This window comes from Secundilactobacillus hailunensis, assembly GCF_005405185.1.
GTDB classification, from domain to species: domain Bacteria; phylum Bacillota; class Bacilli; order Lactobacillales; family Lactobacillaceae; genus Secundilactobacillus; species Secundilactobacillus hailunensis.
Window position 1 is genome coordinate 17,490 of the sequence record NZ_BJDO01000003.1, and the last position, 16,715, is coordinate 34,204.

Annotated in this window: 16 protein-coding genes; 4 read left to right on the top strand and 12 right to left on the bottom strand. The window is 45.4% G+C overall.

The features are described from left to right. Window positions 1–164: 164 nt before the first annotated feature. From FFM73_RS01340 to FFM73_RS01360, 5 genes are all read right to left on the bottom strand, one after another. The gene (locus FFM73_RS01340; protein ID WP_137629991.1) at window positions 165–869 is read right to left on the bottom strand and encodes a Bax inhibitor-1/YccA family protein; all 705 of its coding nucleotides are present in this window, start codon (window positions 867–869) and stop codon (window positions 165–167) included. A 118-nt stretch (window positions 870–987) separates the two neighbouring features. Further along, complete coding sequence (gene murC / locus FFM73_RS01345) at window positions 988–2,319, bottom strand: UDP-N-acetylmuramate--L-alanine ligase (RefSeq protein ID WP_137629992.1); 1,332 nt, start codon at window positions 2,317–2,319, stop codon at window positions 988–990. Window positions 2,320–2,468: 149 nt separating this feature from the next. Then, window positions 2,469–5,063 (bottom strand): DNA translocase FtsK, encoded by a 2,595-nt coding sequence (locus FFM73_RS01350; protein WP_137629993.1) that lies wholly within the window; start codon window positions 5,061–5,063, stop codon window positions 2,469–2,471. Window positions 5,064–5,152: 89 nt separating this feature from the next. After that, window positions 5,153–5,788, bottom strand: a complete 636-nt coding sequence (gene ytpR, locus FFM73_RS01355; protein ID WP_137629994.1) for a YtpR family tRNA-binding protein — start codon at window positions 5,786–5,788, stop codon at window positions 5,153–5,155. A gap of 27 nt (window positions 5,789–5,815) precedes the next feature. Next, on the bottom strand, window positions 5,816–6,133 hold the full coding sequence (locus tag FFM73_RS01360; protein WP_089136644.1) for a thioredoxin family protein: 318 nt from the start codon (window positions 6,131–6,133) through the stop codon (window positions 5,816–5,818). Between the two features lie 132 nt (window positions 6,134–6,265). On the opposite strand from FFM73_RS01360, the gene FFM73_RS01365 reads away from it, so the two are divergent. Further along, window positions 6,266–6,592 (top strand): PepSY domain-containing protein, encoded by a 327-nt coding sequence (locus FFM73_RS01365; RefSeq protein WP_137629995.1) that lies wholly within the window; start codon window positions 6,266–6,268, stop codon window positions 6,590–6,592. Between the two features lie 98 nt (window positions 6,593–6,690). Here the strand turns inward: FFM73_RS01365 and trmB are convergent, their stop codons facing one another. From trmB to FFM73_RS01380, 3 genes are all read right to left on the bottom strand, one after another. Then, window positions 6,691–7,326, bottom strand: a complete 636-nt coding sequence (gene trmB / locus FFM73_RS01370) for a tRNA (guanosine(46)-N7)-methyltransferase TrmB (protein WP_137629996.1) — start codon at window positions 7,324–7,326, stop codon at window positions 6,691–6,693. 114 nt (window positions 7,327–7,440) lie between these two features. Then, complete coding sequence (locus tag FFM73_RS01375) at window positions 7,441–8,652, bottom strand: ABC transporter permease (protein ID WP_137629997.1); 1,212 nt, start codon at window positions 8,650–8,652, stop codon at window positions 7,441–7,443. Further along, window positions 8,645–9,382 carry an ABC transporter ATP-binding protein gene (locus tag FFM73_RS01380; protein ID WP_137629998.1) on the bottom strand — a complete coding sequence of 246 codons (738 nt, stop codon included), beginning with the start codon at window positions 9,380–9,382 and terminating at the stop codon, window positions 8,645–8,647. The genes FFM73_RS01375 and FFM73_RS01380 overlap by 8 nt, the downstream gene beginning before the upstream one ends. 128 nt (window positions 9,383–9,510) lie before the next feature. On the opposite strand from FFM73_RS01380, the gene FFM73_RS01385 reads away from it, so the two are divergent. The 3 genes from FFM73_RS01385 (at window position 9,511) to FFM73_RS01395 (ending at window position 11,303) form a co-directional block, all read left to right on the top strand. Next, complete coding sequence (locus FFM73_RS01385) at window positions 9,511–9,948, top strand: HIT family protein (RefSeq protein WP_137629999.1); 438 nt, start codon at window positions 9,511–9,513, stop codon at window positions 9,946–9,948. 15 nt (window positions 9,949–9,963) lie between these two features. Then, the gene (locus FFM73_RS01390) at window positions 9,964–10,290 is read left to right on the top strand and encodes a hypothetical protein (RefSeq protein WP_137630000.1); all 327 of its coding nucleotides are present in this window, start codon (window positions 9,964–9,966) and stop codon (window positions 10,288–10,290) included. Window positions 10,291–10,412: 122 nt separating this feature from the next. After that, the gene (locus tag FFM73_RS01395; RefSeq protein WP_137630001.1) at window positions 10,413–11,303 is read left to right on the top strand and encodes a peptidylprolyl isomerase PrsA; all 891 of its coding nucleotides are present in this window, start codon (window positions 10,413–10,415) and stop codon (window positions 11,301–11,303) included. A gap of 52 nt (window positions 11,304–11,355) precedes the next feature. Here FFM73_RS01395 and FFM73_RS01400 read toward each other — a convergent pair whose 3' ends face one another. The 4 genes from FFM73_RS01400 to FFM73_RS01415 form a co-directional block, all read right to left on the bottom strand. Next, window positions 11,356–12,342: a 3'-5' exoribonuclease YhaM family protein gene (locus FFM73_RS01400; RefSeq protein WP_137630002.1), complete on the bottom strand. Its 987-nt coding sequence runs from the start codon at window positions 12,340–12,342 to the stop codon at window positions 11,356–11,358. A 37-nt stretch (window positions 12,343–12,379) separates the two neighbouring features. Continuing rightward, entirely contained in the window at window positions 12,380–15,031 is a 2,652-nt protein-coding gene (locus tag FFM73_RS01405; RefSeq protein ID WP_171001150.1) for an ATP-binding protein, read from the bottom strand. Further along, a complete protein-coding gene (locus tag FFM73_RS01410) occupies window positions 15,012–16,241 on the bottom strand; it encodes a metallophosphoesterase family protein (RefSeq protein WP_137630004.1) in 1,230 nt (409 codons plus the stop codon). The genes FFM73_RS01405 and FFM73_RS01410 overlap by 20 nt, the downstream gene beginning before the upstream one ends. Window positions 16,242–16,318: 77 nt before the next feature. Continuing rightward, the gene (locus FFM73_RS01415; protein ID WP_137630005.1) at window positions 16,319–16,660 is read right to left on the bottom strand and encodes a YlbF family regulator; all 342 of its coding nucleotides are present in this window, start codon (window positions 16,658–16,660) and stop codon (window positions 16,319–16,321) included. Window positions 16,661–16,715 lie beyond the last annotated feature (55 nt).

Consider the following 16,715-nt stretch of genomic DNA (forward strand, 5'->3'; position numbering starts at 1 on the left):
TTAGCCTCCGCAATTTGTCATAACTCTAGTTTACCAGAGAATTTAAGCAATTAAAAATCAGTTCAGCGGTAAATTAACCTGCTGTTATTCTAGTCTTCCAAATTAGCAAAAAAAGTAGCGCACAATGTACGCTACTTTTTTGAATGGTTCATATTTTATTCAAATTAATCCCGGTCACCCATGCCGCCAAAGATCTGCAGTAACAGAATGAACAAGTTAACAAAGTCCAAGTAAAGCTGCATGGCACCAATGATTGCCAGTCCAGTAGACGTGGTGGTGCTGCCATCACTTTGTAAGTAGATTCGCTTCATCTTTTGACTATCTGAAGCGGTCAACGCTGTGAAAATCACTACCCCAATAATGGAGAAGACAAATGCGATCAAAGAACTCTTCAGCAAAATATTGATTAGGAAGGCAACAATCAGTGCAATCAGAGCTGCGCTTGCCTGAGCACCAACTCGAGACAAGTCGCGCTTAGTTGCGACACCATAAACTGCCATTGCAATGAAGATCGTCGCACTAGAAACGAACGCACTGGCAATCGTTGTGCCGGTGTAGACTAACGCGTACATCGACAAAATACCACCGGTCAATAACGCGTAAACCATTAATAACACAAAACTAACGGCTGGCCGTTTCATTGCTTGACCGCTAACTAGGAATGGAAAGACAAACCAAACAATGATTGGCACGATTCGGTATGAACCGGTAAAGAGCGACATCAAGGATGGCGTGGTGGTGACGTAAAGTGCAGCCACTGCTGACAGCAGCACAGCTACCGCCATCCACCCATACATCTTGGTTAAAAATTTGTTCAAACCAACATCCGCATTGACCACACGCCGCGGCTGTTCATCGAAATTGTTCATCAAGGTTCCTCCTTCTATTATTCTTATTAACGATACATTCTAACAATCTTAGAATAAAAAGCAATGAAAAACGATTGTCTGGGTTAGAAATAGATTATCCTTTAGAAAATATTAAGCTTTAATTATTCTTTAAAGACAGGTGACTCAATAATTCTTCATAAGCCCGTTCGTACTTCTGGACATCGCCGGCACCCATAAAGACGACAACGGCATCATGGTAATCAAGCAGTGGTGACATATTATCCAATTTCAGGATTTCGCCGCCCTTATTGATCTTTTTAGCCAGATCTTCGCTGGAAACTTTACCGTTGGATTCCCGGGCTGAACTGAAGATATCAGTCAAATAAACTTGATCAGCATTATTCAACGCCTTAGCAAAATCGTCCATCAACGCAATTACCCGGCTAAAGGTATGGGGCTGGAAGACCGCAATGACTTTCTTGTCAGGATACTTTTGACGTGCTGCATCTAAGGTTGCTCGAATCTCTGAAGGATGGTGGGCATAATCATCAATAATGGTCATGTCAGCAACTTTACGTTCAGCAAACCGACGCTTAACACCCTTAAAGCTTAAAATTTCATCTTTGATAGCGTCCAGGTCAACTTCTTCAAAGTAAGCCACCGCGATAACTGCCAAGGTATTCAAAACGTTATGTTCACCAAACAGCGGAACGTGATAGTTGCCTAAGAATTCATCGTGATAGTAAACGTCAAACTGTGAACCCTTAGTGGTCCGCTTAATATTGCGAGCCTGAAAATCATCTTTGTCACCAGTACCGTAATAGTAAATCGGCACATCTGACTTCAGCCGACGCAGATTTTCATCGTCGCCCCAGGCAAAGATACCCTTGGTCACTTGGTTAGCAAACGTCTGGAAAGCACTGAACACATCGTTGATATCCTTGTAATAATCAGGGTGATCAAAGTCAATGTTGGTCATAATGGCATAGTCGGGCTTAGCGGCTAAGAAATGACGCCGATACTCGTCAGCTTCGTAAACGAAGAAACGGGCATTAGGTGTCCCCTTGCCAGTCCCATCACCGATCAGGTAACTGGTTGGTGCAATTCCGGACAACACGTGTGAAAGTAAACCAGTCGTACTGGTCTTACCATGAGCGCCGGCAACCCCAATACTGGTATAGCCTTCGATTAACTTACCCAGGAATTCATGGTACCGGTAGACCGGTAGACCCATGTCCCGTGCTTTTTTGATTTCTGGATGATCATCCGTGAAGGAATTCCCAGCAATGACCGTTAAGCCCTCGTGAATATTCGCTTTGTCGAATGGGTAAACCGGAATTTTCGCCTGTTCCAGTCCGCGTTGCGTAAACGTGTACTGGGTAATATCTGATCCGGCTACCTTATAACCTTTGTCGTGTAAGATGAGCGCTAATGAGCTCATCCCTGATCCTTTGATTCCAACAAAATAATACGTGGTTGTGTTGTCCATCAAAATCCTCTTTTCATCGTTTCAATGATTAATTTAGGCCGACTATTGCTGGTTAATCAGCCATCATTGGTCCATATCAATATTTTAGCAGAGCGAACACATCTTGAACAGTGCATTTTATGCAATGTAACATGAGTGGCTTTCACTCTTTAATCGGTTCTTGGCGCACGCATTTCAGCCAGCTGTTTTTCAGTGAGAAAAACATCGCGAGGCTTTGAGCCGTTTTGTGCCGAAATATACTGCTTGTCTTCCAAGGTATCAATTAAGTTGGCCGAACGGTTGTAACCAATGGAAAAGACCCGTTGCAGCTTAGAAGTCGAGACCGTTTTTTCCTGAACAATATAGTCCAAAACTTCCGGCAGCAATTCATCTTGGCTCTCAGCAACCTGCTGTTTTGCCAGCAGGCCGTCGGGATCAAACGCATAGTGCGGTTTGCCTTGTGTCCGGACAAAGTCAGTGACGCGGTCAACTTCTTTATCAACGTAGGTGCCTTGCAGCCGAACCGGTTGGGAAGCACCGTTGCCAAGAAAGAGCATATCGCCCTTCCCTAGCAGACGTTCAGCACCGGACGTATCAATAATGGTCCGTGAATCAACTTGCGATGATACCATAAAGGCCACCCGTGTTGGAATATTGTTCTTGATAGTGCCGGTGACAATATCCACGCTTGGCCGTTGCGTGGCAATCAGCAAGTGAATCCCCGCTGCCCGCGCTTTTTGCGTGATCCGCACGATGTAGTCTTGAACCTCACTAGAAGCCATCATCATCAAATCAGCTAATTCATCAATGACGATCACGATGTATGGCAGCTTTTGTGCATCATTATCCGTTAGTTCGGCACGCTCATTATATTGTTCAATATTACGAACGCCAGCCGCTGCTAAGCGGTCATAGCGGTCATCCATTTCTTTAACTGCCCATTTAAGTGCCGCTGCTGCTGCCTTGGAATCAGAGATCACTGGTGACAGTAAATGCGGTAACCCATCGTAAGGCGCTAATTCAACCGCCTTTGGGTCGATCAGCAGTAACCGCAGTTGAGCCGGCGTTGCTTTGTACAGTAACGAGATCAGCAGACTGTTGATAAAGACTGATTTCCCAGACCCTGTCGCACCAGCAATCAGACCATGCGGCATCCTGCGCAGATCGTAGACTCTAGGCTGTCCAAATAAGTCAACCCCAAGGGCCACTGTCAACGGTGATTTGCTGTCTTTAAAGGCTTTTGAACCCAACACTTCTGACAGCATGACCGGGCGCGTTTTCGGGTTAGGAATTTCAATTCCAACGGTAGTCTTACCAGGAATCGGTGCTTCAATCCGAATATCTTTCGCCGCTAAAGCAAGTTTCAGATCATCCGTTAAATTCGTAATTTTATTAACTTTCACACCCAGTGCTAAATGAACCTGGAACTGAGTCACAGTTGGTCCCACTGTCCAGTCCACCACGTGTGCATCTACGTGAAAAGCCTGCAGCGTTTCATCAAGAACTTCGCCTTGATGTTCGATCCATTCGTCTAACGCGCTTTCATCCGCCACTACGGGTTTAGTTAATAACGACGTTGAGGGGAATTGATACCCCCGCTCATCTGAATTGACCTCGCTCACCGGTTTGGCCGTTGGCTTATCGTGAAATAATGCCAGTTTATTCATTTGCGAACTGGTATTTTCCTCTTGTAAAATATCGCCTAAAGAATGGCCTAAGCCATGTTCAGGCTGTGATTCTGGTTTCGACTGTGTTTTTTTTGGTGCTGGTGTTTTCGTTACTGATTCTTTCGCTGTTGGTGCTTTCGGTTCCACTGGCTTAGGCTCTAGCTGCTTATCAGCCGTCTGCACTGGTGTCGTCGATTGAGGATCAGAAACCGTCTGTTCCGGCTTTAATTCGGTAACCGGTTTAGCTGCCAAAGCTGACGCATTAGCCGCTTCAATCTGTGGTTGATTCGGCTGCGGCTGAACGACTTCTTGACCATCTGCAGAACTGGCTGGCTGATCTGAAACCTCATCATTATTTTTGTGAGTTGCAGTATCAGTTACCGTTGAAGCTGCTGAATCAGTGGCTGGTTGCGCTGGTTGTTCTGTATCAACTGGCTCATCAGACACTGTTTCATCAGCTAACTGGTCATTTGGGATTTCAGTCTCTGATTGTTCATCATTAGGCTGAACCGGTTCTTGATCATGGGTATGATGCTCTTCCGGTGTCTGCTCAGGCACTTCTGATTGCTCAGTGGTAGTGACTGACGGCGTAACAGAATTATCAATATCGTGTGTTGATTGTGGTTGAGCTTGTTCTACATCCTGGTTTAACGGCTCACTGCCATCGTCAAACAGGATCACGTCACTATCCTCTTTTTGAAAATAGCGTTTAATGATGGCCCCGTAATCAATTTTTGGTTGTCGTTTCACACTTCGATGAAGCTGTTTGGGAATTTTAGTCGGCCGAAACGGTGTCGAATTACGCCTTTCATCTGGGTCTTGAGACTGCCTTTTAGACTGTCGTGGCACTTCGCGTACTGGCTGCGTTTCGCGCTGTCTTCGTTCTTCACGCTGGCGCTGTTCTTCTTGTTGACGGCGTTCTTCGTGCTGCAGTAATTCTTGCCGCTGCGCCTCAGTTCGCCGCAGAATTGCCGGTTCCTCAGACGTTTCGTGTGACTGCTTACCAGGATCTTTAAATTGCAGTGAAGCGGGTTCTTGAGCCGACTTTTCTGGTCGGCGATATCTCCGGTAAAAAGCTGGTCCATCATAGTGATTCATATTTAGTCATCCATTCAATATTCAAGTTAGTTAGCTTATCAATTCAGGGCAAAATAAAAAGGAGCCAAGGCCCCTTTCGCGTCGTTCATCTAACTGAATAAAGTCTGTGCCTTGTTAAAGTCAAATGGCGTTCCAACTTCGTAATCATCAGGTAAAATCAACGCGCCCGGCCGATCGGGTGCCCCAGGAATCTTTAATTCTCTTCCTGATGAAATCATACCATCACTTTCAACGCCACGCAATTTACCAGGCCAAATAATCTCGCCATTTGGCATCATTGCACCAACTTCAGCAACCACCACTTTGATATCGGCTTGCATGTTCGGTGAACCGGACACGATTTGCAATGTCTGACCGTCCTGAACACGGGTTTTAGTCACCAATAAATGATCAGATTTAGGATGCGGTTCAGCTGATTCGACATAACCGACAATGAATCTGGCGTCTAAATCGGCCTTTAATTCCGGTTTAAACCCAGCATCAGCCAGTGCCTTGTTCAGCGTGGCAACCTGCTTAGCTGATAAAAACACCTGACCATTCTGATCGATCGGTCCTAAGATAGCTGACACGTGAGCCACGTTATAGCCCAAGGTAGTATCAGTTTTGGGATCAAAAATTCGGGTAAAATCACCCTTAGTGACAACGGATTGTTCTTCGGCATCTGGTGCAACGTAGATAATCATTACGTCACCCAGTGCTTTTTGATTATAACTAGAAATTAACATGGAGCATCCTTTCAAAAGCAGGAGAACTTACAGTGCGTTAATAAAGTCTTCTACTTGCTGTTTTGTTTTACGGTCTTTGTTAACGAAGCGGCCGATTTCTTCACCATTATTATACGCAATAAAGCTAGGAATGCCTAACACATTTAAGTCAACTGCCAGATCAATGTTTTCATCACGGTCAACGGCCAAGAACTTAAAGTCCGGATATTCAGCTTCAATTGCCGGCATTGCGGGCTTGATAAAGGCGCAATCAGGGCACCAGGTAGCTGAGAAGAACAGCATATATCTGCCGTCCTTAATTTTTTCAGATAGTTGGTCTTTCGTCATTTGAGGTAATTTTTCCATTGTGTATTCTCCTTGCTTACTTTTAATTAGTAAATTGATTATACATCATTTCCCAAAAAAAGACATTAATGTGGTATCAAAACGTAATTTGAGCTACCATAATACTAAACAACAGCGCAGGAGGAAACGCCTATGGAACTCAATGTCAAAGATTATCAGCAACTCAGTCTGCTATCCCTGTTAAGCATCTTATTTGGCTTTTTAATGGGAAGAACTGTGTTTACCCGTCAGTATCTGACACCGGATGCCATTCTAAGTCAGGTCAAACAGGCCTTTCGCAAAGAATCGACGATCGAGGGCGCTTGGATCGATGAGCATCCGCACAAGCACGCGCAGTTTGCGATTCACACCATGGTTTATAGCGGCGGTCTTTCCCGTCTGGAAGATAACAAGCTCGTTTCTTACGAGTTCATTGCGGATGCTAAGACTGGCAGTATTTTAAAAATGCAGCGCCTTTAATTGACCTGCACATCATCAACAAACTAACTGAGCTGTTGACCTCATCTAATCATTAAATGATGCCCCACTGTAAATTTACAGTGCGGGCATTTTTTCACTTAAAAATGAGCAACCAACTTATAAATGGGCCCCTTAGCACTAAACTTCTCTTCATATTCGGTCTGCACATTACCGACGTTACCGTCACTGTTATGCAGATCGAGCCAAACTTCTTCAAAGGTCATGCCAAAGTTGTTGAAGCTCATCAACGAATATTCAAATAAACCGCGGTTATCCGTTTTAAACTGAATTCGACCCTCTTTTTTAAGCACTTTTTGATAGTGAACTAAAAAGTTGGGTGCGGTCAGGCGACGCTTAGTATGCCGCTTTTTAGGCCAAGGATCTGAAAAGTTCAAGTACAATTTATCGACTTCGCCTTCAGCAAACAAGGTGTCGATATTGGCACCATCCGTTTCGACCAGCTGCACGTTCGTCAGCCCGCTTTCAACTAATTTACGCAGTGCAGTGGCGATTACCGATTCCTGAATTTCAATTCCCAAAAAGTTGATTTCTGGGTTTTGACGAGCCATTTCGATAATAAATTGTCCCTTACCGATTCCAATTTCAACCTGAATGGGTTGCTGGCTTGGAAAACGTTCCTGCCAGTGACCCAGCTGTGATGCCGGATCCGTTACGATCAAATCTGCGTGATCCTTAATGTAGGGTGCTGCCCACGGTTTCTTACGTACCCGCATGATATTCCTCCGATTTCCAAGATAAAACGGCGAACTTAAGTCAAGCTCGCCGTTTAAGATTACTGTTTATTTTAGGCAAACAAGCCAGTTCAGTCAACTGGTTTTTGCGTTTCACTACTTTTTCCGTTTCAATCGCAGCGGCAGATAGTACTGCACCATCAAAACCACTTCCGCTAATTCAATCACTAATGTAATCAGCCCCATTTGCCAACTTGGGTTAGCGATGATGACCATGACCAAGAATAAAATGGCCGTTAATCCCGTTAAGGCAAACATTAACCGTCTGAAGCTGTTCACCCGCTGAGATTCGGCAATCGGATACAGATGGGTAAACACGATATCGTCAAACTGCCAGTAAAACGGGATCAGCTGGAAACCAATCAGGTACAAGAACAGTGCTGCTAAAGCAATCGGTAGCCAAGTCCCACGCACGAAGTACAACAGGATCATGCCCAAAATCGTGAGCCGTAAATAAAGGCCACTAAATTCACCGCTACGCACAATACCGTGGCTGTAGAGGTAGAGATAGGTGTTTTTCGGCGTGGCTTTGACGCTATTTAACAGCCAGTCCAAATAACGGCGACGCTTAGCCACCCCTTTGAGCATGGGCACGTTAGTAAAGAGGTTAAAGAACCGGTAAACGCCTAACATACGGTTATTTTCTAAGCCAATAGCGTGCCACCAGTCAAACGGTACCGCATTGAAGCGACGATCGGCGACGCGCAACCCAACTGCCAAAATTAACGCCAACAGCAGTCCAATCAGTGGCATGCCATAAACGCTGACTAGCAAAATAATCAGTGGAGCTAACCACTTGAACCAGAAGGATTGCTTTAGCCAGCTAGTCTTAACTTGAAAACGGCTAACAATGGCTAAACTAAACAAACTATCCTTTAGCAACAATTGCGCGACCGCTATCATGGCCAGATCAACGACTGGCATCCCATCAGTCACCTGAATGAAAGGTAATAGAACAAACATCCCAAACAGTTCATAAATAAAAGCTAACCCCTCACTATACAACCGGGCACCCTTCAAATACTGGCGAATATCGGCTTCTCGCGGTAACAAGAAGACCACATCGGCGTCTTGAAACAGCGTGGCAAACCGGCCCATTTGAAGAACCAATAATAAAACGACCACAATCACGGGCTTGGCCCACCACAAATTAGGCTGCAGTTCCTTTAACCCATTGGAATAGGCTAACCCAAGACCGCCGATAAAAATCAGCAGCGCAAACACAAAGTGGTCGTTGAAGACCAGTCGCAGGTACTTAAACATTTCTTTTAAATGACTGGCTAAACGTTTTCGATATAAATTATTCATGCTGATCAGCCCTCGTCATTGACATGTAGATGTCATCTAAGGATTCTCCTGCATCTGGCAGTGCCTTGCGCAATTCTGGCAGCGTGCCTTCCGTCTTGACCGTACCATCGTGCAGCAACACGAAGCGGTCACAGTATTTTTCAGCGGTGTCTAGCACGTGTGTCGACATCAGCACACTGGCACCCCTTTGTTTTTGCTCATCGATCAAGTCCAGCAGATCATGCACCGCCAGCGGATCCAATCCTAAGAAGGGTTCGTCAATGATGAATAATGGCGCCTCCGTAATGAAGGCACACACGATCATGACCTTTTGCTTCATCCCCTTAGAAAAGTTGGCTGGAAACCAGTCCAACTTATTATCTAAGCGAAAAATACTGAGCAAATGATTGGCTTTCTTCCAAGCCTCATCTCGGTCTAAGCTATACGCCATCATGGTCATTTCCAGATGTTCTTTTAGGGTCAGTTCCTGATAAAGGATCGGGGTTTCTGGAATATAGGCAATCTGTTTTTTATACCCATTTTTGTCTTGATTTAAAGTAATACCGTTAATTTTGATTTCACCTTTAAAAGGTGTCAATAGTCCGATAATGTGGTTAATGGTGGTCGATTTACCAGCCCCATTCAGTCCAATTAGACCCACCAGTTCACCATTTTGAACGTCAAATGTCACTTCTTTTAAAACTGGTATTTGCGAATAGCCACCAACGAGATTCGTCACCTGAAGCGTCATAAACATCCCTCATTTCTCTGTTATTTTTAGTCAATTAGTTTCATTATATCATACGCAACGGTGTATAGAATTTGGGAATAATGCGGTATACTTAACGTAGTTTTATGATTTTTAAAGGAGGAACTGAAATGATTCATAAATATGATGATGATTGTATTTTCTGTAAGATTATTAAGGGTGATGTCCCTAGTTACACCGTCTACGAAGATGACGATGTCAAAGCCTTTTTGGATATTTCACAAGGTACACCGGGTCACACCTTAGTGGTGCCAAAGACCCACGTGCCAGATATTTACGCCTATGATGCCGACTTAGCTGCCACCGTCTTTAGCAAGATTCCGCTAATTGCCAGAGCCATTAAAGCCTCTAACCCAGAGATCAAGGGTCTAAACATTTTAAACAATAACGGTAAGGTCGCCTATCAGTCCGTCTTTCACTCTCACATTCACCTGATTCCCCGTTACACCGATCACGATGATTTTGGAATGACCTTTAAGGATAACTCCAGCAAGTATGACGAAAAAGCTTATACCGATATTCAAAATTCAATCAAATCACAATTTTAAGGCTGAGGTGAAACTATGAAACGATTTTTAACCAGTGCCCTGCTCACGGCTGGGGCCTCGTTAGCGGTTCATCTTTACCGCAAACAGCAGTCCCCAAAGGCGTTCGTCCAAGAAACCGTTGATCATGTGCAAGCCCGCAAAGCAGCCTTAACCAAGGTGAATCAGCAAGCTACTGACGTTAAGACCCGCTTGGCCGACTTTCAGGATGAACTTAAAAAAGCGCAGCCAGCCATTAACGGCATTGAAGCCGCCGTTGGTCAATTTCAATTTAAGATTCAGCCCCACGTGGACGAGATCAATGGCCGTCTATCAAAATTAGGGGAACCTAAATCGAATGAATAGAAGTATTCAATTTTTATTAAGTTCCCTTTACAACTGAAAATTGTTTTCAGTTTATGTTATATTAAGTAAGATGTCCCATTGGGATGATACTAATCTAGAAAGAAATGGATGTGTTTTCGAATATGAAAAAATGGCTCATTGCGCTTGCAGGTGTCATGTTAAGTTTGACTCTTGCTGCATGTGGTAGCAAAACAGTTGCCACCACTTCAGGTGGTAAAATTACGGAAGACCAATTTTACAGCAGCCTGAAAAATACTTCTAGCGGTAAGCAAGTCTTACAGCAGATGATTTTGAACAAGGTTCTTGACAAACAGTTCGGCAGCAAAGTTAAGGATTCGGCCGTAACTACACAATACAACGATTACAAGAAGCAGTACGGTTCATCATTCAACAGTGTTCTTTCTCAAAGCGGTATGACGGCTTCTCAATTGAAACAGCAGATCCGCAGCAACTTACTTTTGAAGGAAGCTGTTAAGGCTGACACCAAGGTAACTGATGCACAGCTTAAGCAGCAGTTCAAGGGTTATCAACCAAAGGTCACGGTTTCTCACATCTTAGTTTCTAAGAAGTCCACCGCTGACACTGTTATTAAACAGTTGAAGTCTGGTAAGAGCTTCGCATCATTAGCTAAGAAGTATTCCACTGACAGTGCGACTAAGAACAAGGGTGGTAAGTTAGCACCATTCGATAACACTGATACACAACTGGACGGTACCTTTAAGAAGGCTGCCTTCAAGCTAAAGACTAACCAGTACACCACTACGCCAGTTAAGACTTCTTATGGCTATCACGTCATCAAGATGGACAATAACCCTGGCAAGGGGACTTACAAGCAACATGAATCTGAACTAAAGAATCAGATCTATGACAAGCGGATGAATGACAGTGCTACTTTGAAGAGCGTCGTTTCTAAGGTGCTTAAGAAGGGTAATGTTTCAATCAAGGATAGTCAATTACAAAACGTCCTTGCTGACTACTTGACTTCAAGCAGTTCATCAAAGGTTTCTAAGTAATAATAAGCTAAATAAAAAGGTCGATCACATTGTGGTCGGCCTTTTGTTTAGCTTATTTTTGATCATCTTGACTACTAGTACTGCCAGTCTCTGGTGCATTTGGCCGATAAAACGAACGGCCATCCATGGCAAACAGCCGTTCACCAAATTCACCGGGAGTCGTATTTTCAACGGCATTCGTCATCATCCTAATCGAAGCATCCAGTTCATCTAATTGATGCAGGACTTCTGCTTCTAACAAACGGGGCCGCACTGGTGACCCATATTCCATCAGACCGTGATGGGCCAAGATCATGTGCCGCAGCAGCACCACGTTTTCATTATGCACATCAAACTTAAGTTCATTGCAGGCCGACACGATCTCGCCGTCCACAATACTAATATGCCCTAAAAGGTTCCCCTCCACCGTGTACTGCGTGGAAACAGGACCGGATAATTCAATCACTTTCCCAAGATCATGTAAAATGGCACCCGCGTAAAGTAACGGGGCATTAATGGTTGGGTACTGCTTCACCACGCTATGGGCCAACCGCAGAATCGATAGCGTGTGAAAGGCTAAACCACCCTCAAACGCATGGTGATTATGTTTGGCCGCCGGATAGGTGAAAAAAGCGTCCCGGTGTTTAGCAATGAGGAAGCGAACGATTCGGTTCCAGACCTGATTAGTGATCTCAAAGACCACTTGATTCAGCTCATCTTCCATTTCACTGGCCTTCATCGGCGCGTGAACCACGAATTCACTGGGATCTTGCGGTTCGTCAGCATTGGCAAGCCGCAAAGCGTTGATCTTAACCTGTGGCGAGCCCTGATACATTTCCCGTTTACCGGTTAAATGTACCACTCGGCCAGCTTTAAACCGTTCAATATCAGCGGCACTGGCATCCCAAAACTTACCGGTGATCTCGCCAGACTGATCTTCAAAGGTCAGATCAAGGTACTGCTTGCCATTTTTGGCAACGCGGACGTTGACGTTCTTTAAAAGTGCCATCAGATTCATCTGTTCACCCACTGCATGAGCCATTAATTGTTTTTCTGCCATGGTTAATCCCCCTCGTTTAAGCTAAGTTTACCGTTTTTCAAACCGACTTTCCAGCCAGCTGATAGACCTCATGTTCGTCAACCAGGGCTAAATTATCGTGATTAGCCGTTAAATAGATGATTTGACTGGTCTGGGCTAACTGTTTGAGCATTTTTAGTGCCGCCTGGGTCCGCGGACGGTCAAAGTTCACGAAAGCATCGTCAATAATAATCGGCATGGCGATCACATCCGCCATAACTTTAGTAAACGCGAATCGTAATGCAACGTACAACTGTTCAGCAGTTCCACTGGACAATTCCCCTACGTCAAAGGTTAAATCATCTTCGCGGATCACCTGCACGGTGGCATCCGTAAAATTGATCTGCCGGTAGCGGTTATCCGTTAACGCTTGGAAATACTGTTCCGCCACCTTGATAATTTTCGGCTGCCGGCCCTGTGACGCATTGATTAACGTCTGATCGATCCAGTTTATCAGCAACTTTTTGGTCAGCCAATCATCCGTTAGCTCGTTGATCTCAGTCTGTAAATCCGCTTGGTGCTGCAACAACGTCTGATACTTATCACTGGAAGCTAGCTGCTGCAACTGATAATGCTGCTGGCTGGATTGGGTCAGTAATTCTGACTGTCGCTGCTGTTTTTCTAGGTACTGCGTGTGAATTTTCTGGCTGGTTTGTTCCAGAACAGTCTGTGAGGCAGCCGCATCTAGAATTTGGCGATCAGCCTGAGATAATTGCGCATTTAATAGCTTCAACCGCTCATTTTGCTGGGCGGTTGCCTGATCCTGCTGATAACGTGCTTCAAACGCCGTAAACGTGGTTAACCCATACTGATTTAATAGTTGGGTCAGCGCAGTTTGCTGCGCTTCTAACTGCTGTTTAAGCTGGTCTTGCCGTTGCGTACTGGTCGTCAGCGCTTCATTAGCCCAGTGCAGGCGCTGGCCTTCATCGCGCCTAGCTGACAAGAACTGACTGAGCTGCTGCAGTTGCTGGTCATTGCTACCCGCTAGATCAATCACGTCACCCGCAAACTGCCACTGTGACAAGAAGGATTGAATTCTTTGACTCGTCTGATTACGTTGTTCCTGAAGAGATTTTTGCTGAATTTTCGCCGCCTGATAGCGACTGATGTCAGTTTGCAGGTCCAGCCACCGCTCGGGTGCAAAACCCTGCAAATGATGTTCCGCGCCAAACTGGGTAACCTGCGCATCCGCGTCGATCAGCTGCTGATCTAGGCTGGCTAACTGCTGACGGTCCTCATCTAGCTGCGACGACAGTAACGCCAGCTGTGAGTCAATGGCCGACTGCTGATTGCCAGAGATGATCGGTTTAAAGATTCCATAGGCTGCAATGCCGATTCCAAGAATGCCACCAATGGTTTTCAACACACCGCTGAGGACAAATAAGGCAACTAGCACAACGCCAACGCCGCCAACCAACCATTTTAAGTTCATCCCCGAAGAGGTATCCGCATCCGCTTGCTGCTGTAATTGTCCAAACGTTTTTTGGTGAGCTTGCCACTGATTCGCCCGGGAGTCCCGTTCAATACTCAAATGCTGCTGCTGATCAAATGAGGCTTCAATTTGCTGCTGCTCACTGGATGTTAAAGGCTTTAAATTAGTTAATGTCGCCCCATACTGCTGATTCAAGGCTGTAAGTTGCTGATCTAATTGCGCTAACTGCGTCTCAGTTTGATGTTGCCGCTGCTGCGATTGCTGCATAGCAGGCAGTTGCCCCGCCAACTGGTCGATAGTTTGCTGATGCGCCGTGTAAAATTGCTGGGCATCACTGGCAGCTTGGGTCGCTGTTTGCTGTTTAACCGTTTCCGTCTGCGTTGCCAAATCGGACTTCAGCTGTTTGACCGTGGTCGTTAACCGGGTCGCCTTTTGCCAATCAGCCGTACTGATCGGTGTTTTGGCTGATACCGGTGTGTCATTTTTAAATTGCTGATACTGCGGGTACAGTAATATCAAGCGCTGATATTGATCTTGCTGATGCGTTAACTGCGTAAGCTTTTTTTGAACTGCTGTTAAGTCGCTGGATGTCTGCTGAGCATCAGTCTGCAGCGTCTGGTACTGCTGAAACTGTGCTTTAGCGGTGGTGATTTTAGCCGTCAGATCATCATATTCATGAAGTAAGCGAACCAATGGCTGAACCCGGCCTCGTGGTTTGTAGATATCGCCCGCAGTCGCCGTGAGTTTTTGGGTCAAGCCGATCCAGTTCTCACTGCCGATCGCCCCAATGCGCTGAATCCGTTTCACGAGATCAAAGCGAGTCAAATTAAAGACCGCCTGCAATTCCCGTTCACCAAAGCAAAAGATTTGGTAGAATAATTCCTTATTTAAGGGCTGTAGTAATTGGGATAAGTCATCTTTGGTCAACGGCATATCAGTTGTCAGATCACGAAAGGTCACTTTACCGCCGTGCGTGCCACCCACCCGTTTAAGCCAGTACTTGGTCTGGCCATGGGTAAAATACAGTTCGCCACCGTATTGCGACCCAGCTTTTGGCCGGTACATAGCATAGCGGTGCTTAGCGGTTTCAAAACCAAACAGCAGACTGGTGATGAAGGCCACCAGAGTGGATTTACCCGCTTCATTTTCACCATACAAGAGTGTGAATTGATCAGGCAATTCGATGGTTGTATCGTGAAATTTGCCGAATCCATAGATTTTAATTGTTGTGATCTGCATCGTCGTCATCCTCCAAACGCGATTGCGCTAATAGTTCGTTCTTAGCCCGGTCAGTTAATCTGACAGTGGTTTTAGGATCGCGTAAATGATCCGCGATAAACGAATACTGCATTAATTTACCGGCTGTCATTTCCACGTTATCGGTCGTAAAAACCGTTGCTTGCGCCCGTTGCCAGAAAGCAGCATCTAATTTGGCGTACTGCACCGGCTGATCAGTTGGCGCCACGGTCACTTCATAGACCCAGGCGTGAGTTTGTTGATAAGTCCTTTTTTGAGTCTGATCAAGCCGTTCCAGCCAAGTGCCATCGTTTAATCGGCTCAGCAAACTGGCCGAGAGTTTTTCGATCCCGGCCAGTTTCAGTTCAACCAATTCAAACACGTCTGGTTGGGCCGCCTTAAGGGCTGCTTGCACAGCCTCGATTAACTTAACGTCCGTGGTTGTCTCATCTACCGTTAACGATAGCGACGACCAACGCAGTGAATCTGCCGGAACAAATTGATGGCTTAACTGCTGGCCTTGGCTGCTGACCAACTGATAGCCATGTTGACCTGATTCAAGTTTATGACGCCCCTGAAGCGTGCCAGCGTAAATTATCGGTGGCTGTTCGGACAGCACACTGGGCTTATGAATATGCCCCAAAGCCCAGTAATCGTAATGGGTCGCAGCTAATTCACTGACTGTAAATGGCGCATAGTGATTGACCGCGCCCTGCTTAACAGCACCGTGCAGCATACCGATCTGAAAATCAACTGGACCACGGTCCGGAAACTGCGGCACCACGTCTTCTTCCAGCCAACGGTCAGCGTAGCTAAACCCACTGATGGCCACTCGGGTATGGTCGTGCGTGGTGAGCATCTCAGTCGTCACGTCACTGCCAAAGACACGGACCCCTTCAGGTAAAGATAGCTGCTGATCATCCGTCAAATAATCATGGTTGCCAAATGAAACCAGCACTGCAATCTTGGCATCTACTAATCGCTGCAGCTGTTCGTTTAAGAAGACTTGAGCCTGAACACTCTGAGTCTCGCGGTCGAATAAATCCCCTACCAGCAAAACGAAGTCGACTTGTTGGTTGATGGCGTTTGTGACCATTTTTTCAGTCGCCTTGAACGGTGCCTCGTGAATCCGTTGCCAGAGGGTTTTAGGCAAACGCTGCAACCCTTCAAACGGGCTATCTAAATGTAAATCTGCTGCATGAATAAACTTCACTAATTGTCACTCCTAAAAAACGCCGAAGAAAATTCTTCGACGTTTTTGATCTATTTAATCACTGATAAGATTCTGTTTTAGCTTTGATACAGGTCTTGAATCGGTTTTGTAATATCGTTATTCAGTCTTGCCAGCAGTTGATTGACGTCCTTTTCTTTTTCCATCAAATCTTTGATAACGTCCTTAGCACCAACTTTGGTTGCCATATCCTGAGCCTGCTTCATTTCGTCTTGATCAGGCTGTTGACCCTGCATCTGTTTTTGCTGCAGTTTCAATTGTAATTCCTGAAATTTCTTGAATAGATCATAGGCTTCAGAATCAGCCTTCATTATGTTATAAGCACTTTGTAACGCCGTAAATTCATCGGAACTAGCTAGCTCCTCACGTAATTCACCAGCGGTTTTTTCAATGTCTGCCATAAAAAATATCCTCCTGTCTTCAATACTTTCATATTGTATCATGAATTGAAAGTGG

Bases quoted from the DNA above. Each gene is read 5' to 3' on its own strand.
- murC (WP_137629992.1), bottom strand. From the start codon at position 2,319: ATGGACAACACAACCACGTATTATTTTGTTGGAATCAAAGGATCAGGG.
- FFM73_RS01360 (WP_089136644.1), bottom strand. From the start codon at position 6,133: ATGGAAAAATTACCTCAAATGACGAAAGACCAACTATCTGAAAAAATT.
- FFM73_RS01340 (WP_137629991.1), bottom strand. From the start codon at position 869: ATGAACAATTTCGATGAACAGCCGCGGCGTGTGGTCAATGCGGATGTT.
- FFM73_RS01395 (WP_137630001.1), top strand. From the start codon at position 10,413: ATGAAAAAATGGCTCATTGCGCTTGCAGGTGTCATGTTAAGTTTGACT.
- FFM73_RS01400 (WP_137630002.1), bottom strand. From the start codon at position 12,342: ATGGCAGAAAAACAATTAATGGCTCATGCAGTGGGTGAACAGATGAAT.
- FFM73_RS01390 (WP_137630000.1), top strand. From the start codon at position 9,964: ATGAAACGATTTTTAACCAGTGCCCTGCTCACGGCTGGGGCCTCGTTA.
- trmB (WP_137629996.1), bottom strand. From the start codon at position 7,326: ATGCGGGTACGTAAGAAACCGTGGGCAGCACCCTACATTAAGGATCAC.
- FFM73_RS01375 (WP_137629997.1), bottom strand. From the start codon at position 8,652: ATGAATAATTTATATCGAAAACGTTTAGCCAGTCATTTAAAAGAAATG.
- ytpR (WP_137629994.1), bottom strand. From the start codon at position 5,788: ATGTTAATTTCTAGTTATAATCAAAAAGCACTGGGTGACGTAATGATT.
- FFM73_RS01405 (WP_171001150.1), bottom strand. From the start codon at position 15,031: ATGCAGATCACAACAATTAAAATCTATGGATTCGGCAAATTTCACGAT.
- FFM73_RS01350 (WP_137629993.1), bottom strand. From the start codon at position 5,063: ATGAATCACTATGATGGACCAGCTTTTTACCGGAGATATCGCCGACCA.
- FFM73_RS01385 (WP_137629999.1), top strand. From the start codon at position 9,511: ATGATTCATAAATATGATGATGATTGTATTTTCTGTAAGATTATTAAG.
- FFM73_RS01415 (WP_137630005.1), bottom strand. From the start codon at position 16,660: ATGGCAGACATTGAAAAAACCGCTGGTGAATTACGTGAGGAGCTAGCT.
- FFM73_RS01365 (WP_137629995.1), top strand. From the start codon at position 6,266: ATGGAACTCAATGTCAAAGATTATCAGCAACTCAGTCTGCTATCCCTG.
- FFM73_RS01380 (WP_137629998.1), bottom strand. From the start codon at position 9,382: ATGACGCTTCAGGTGACGAATCTCGTTGGTGGCTATTCGCAAATACCA.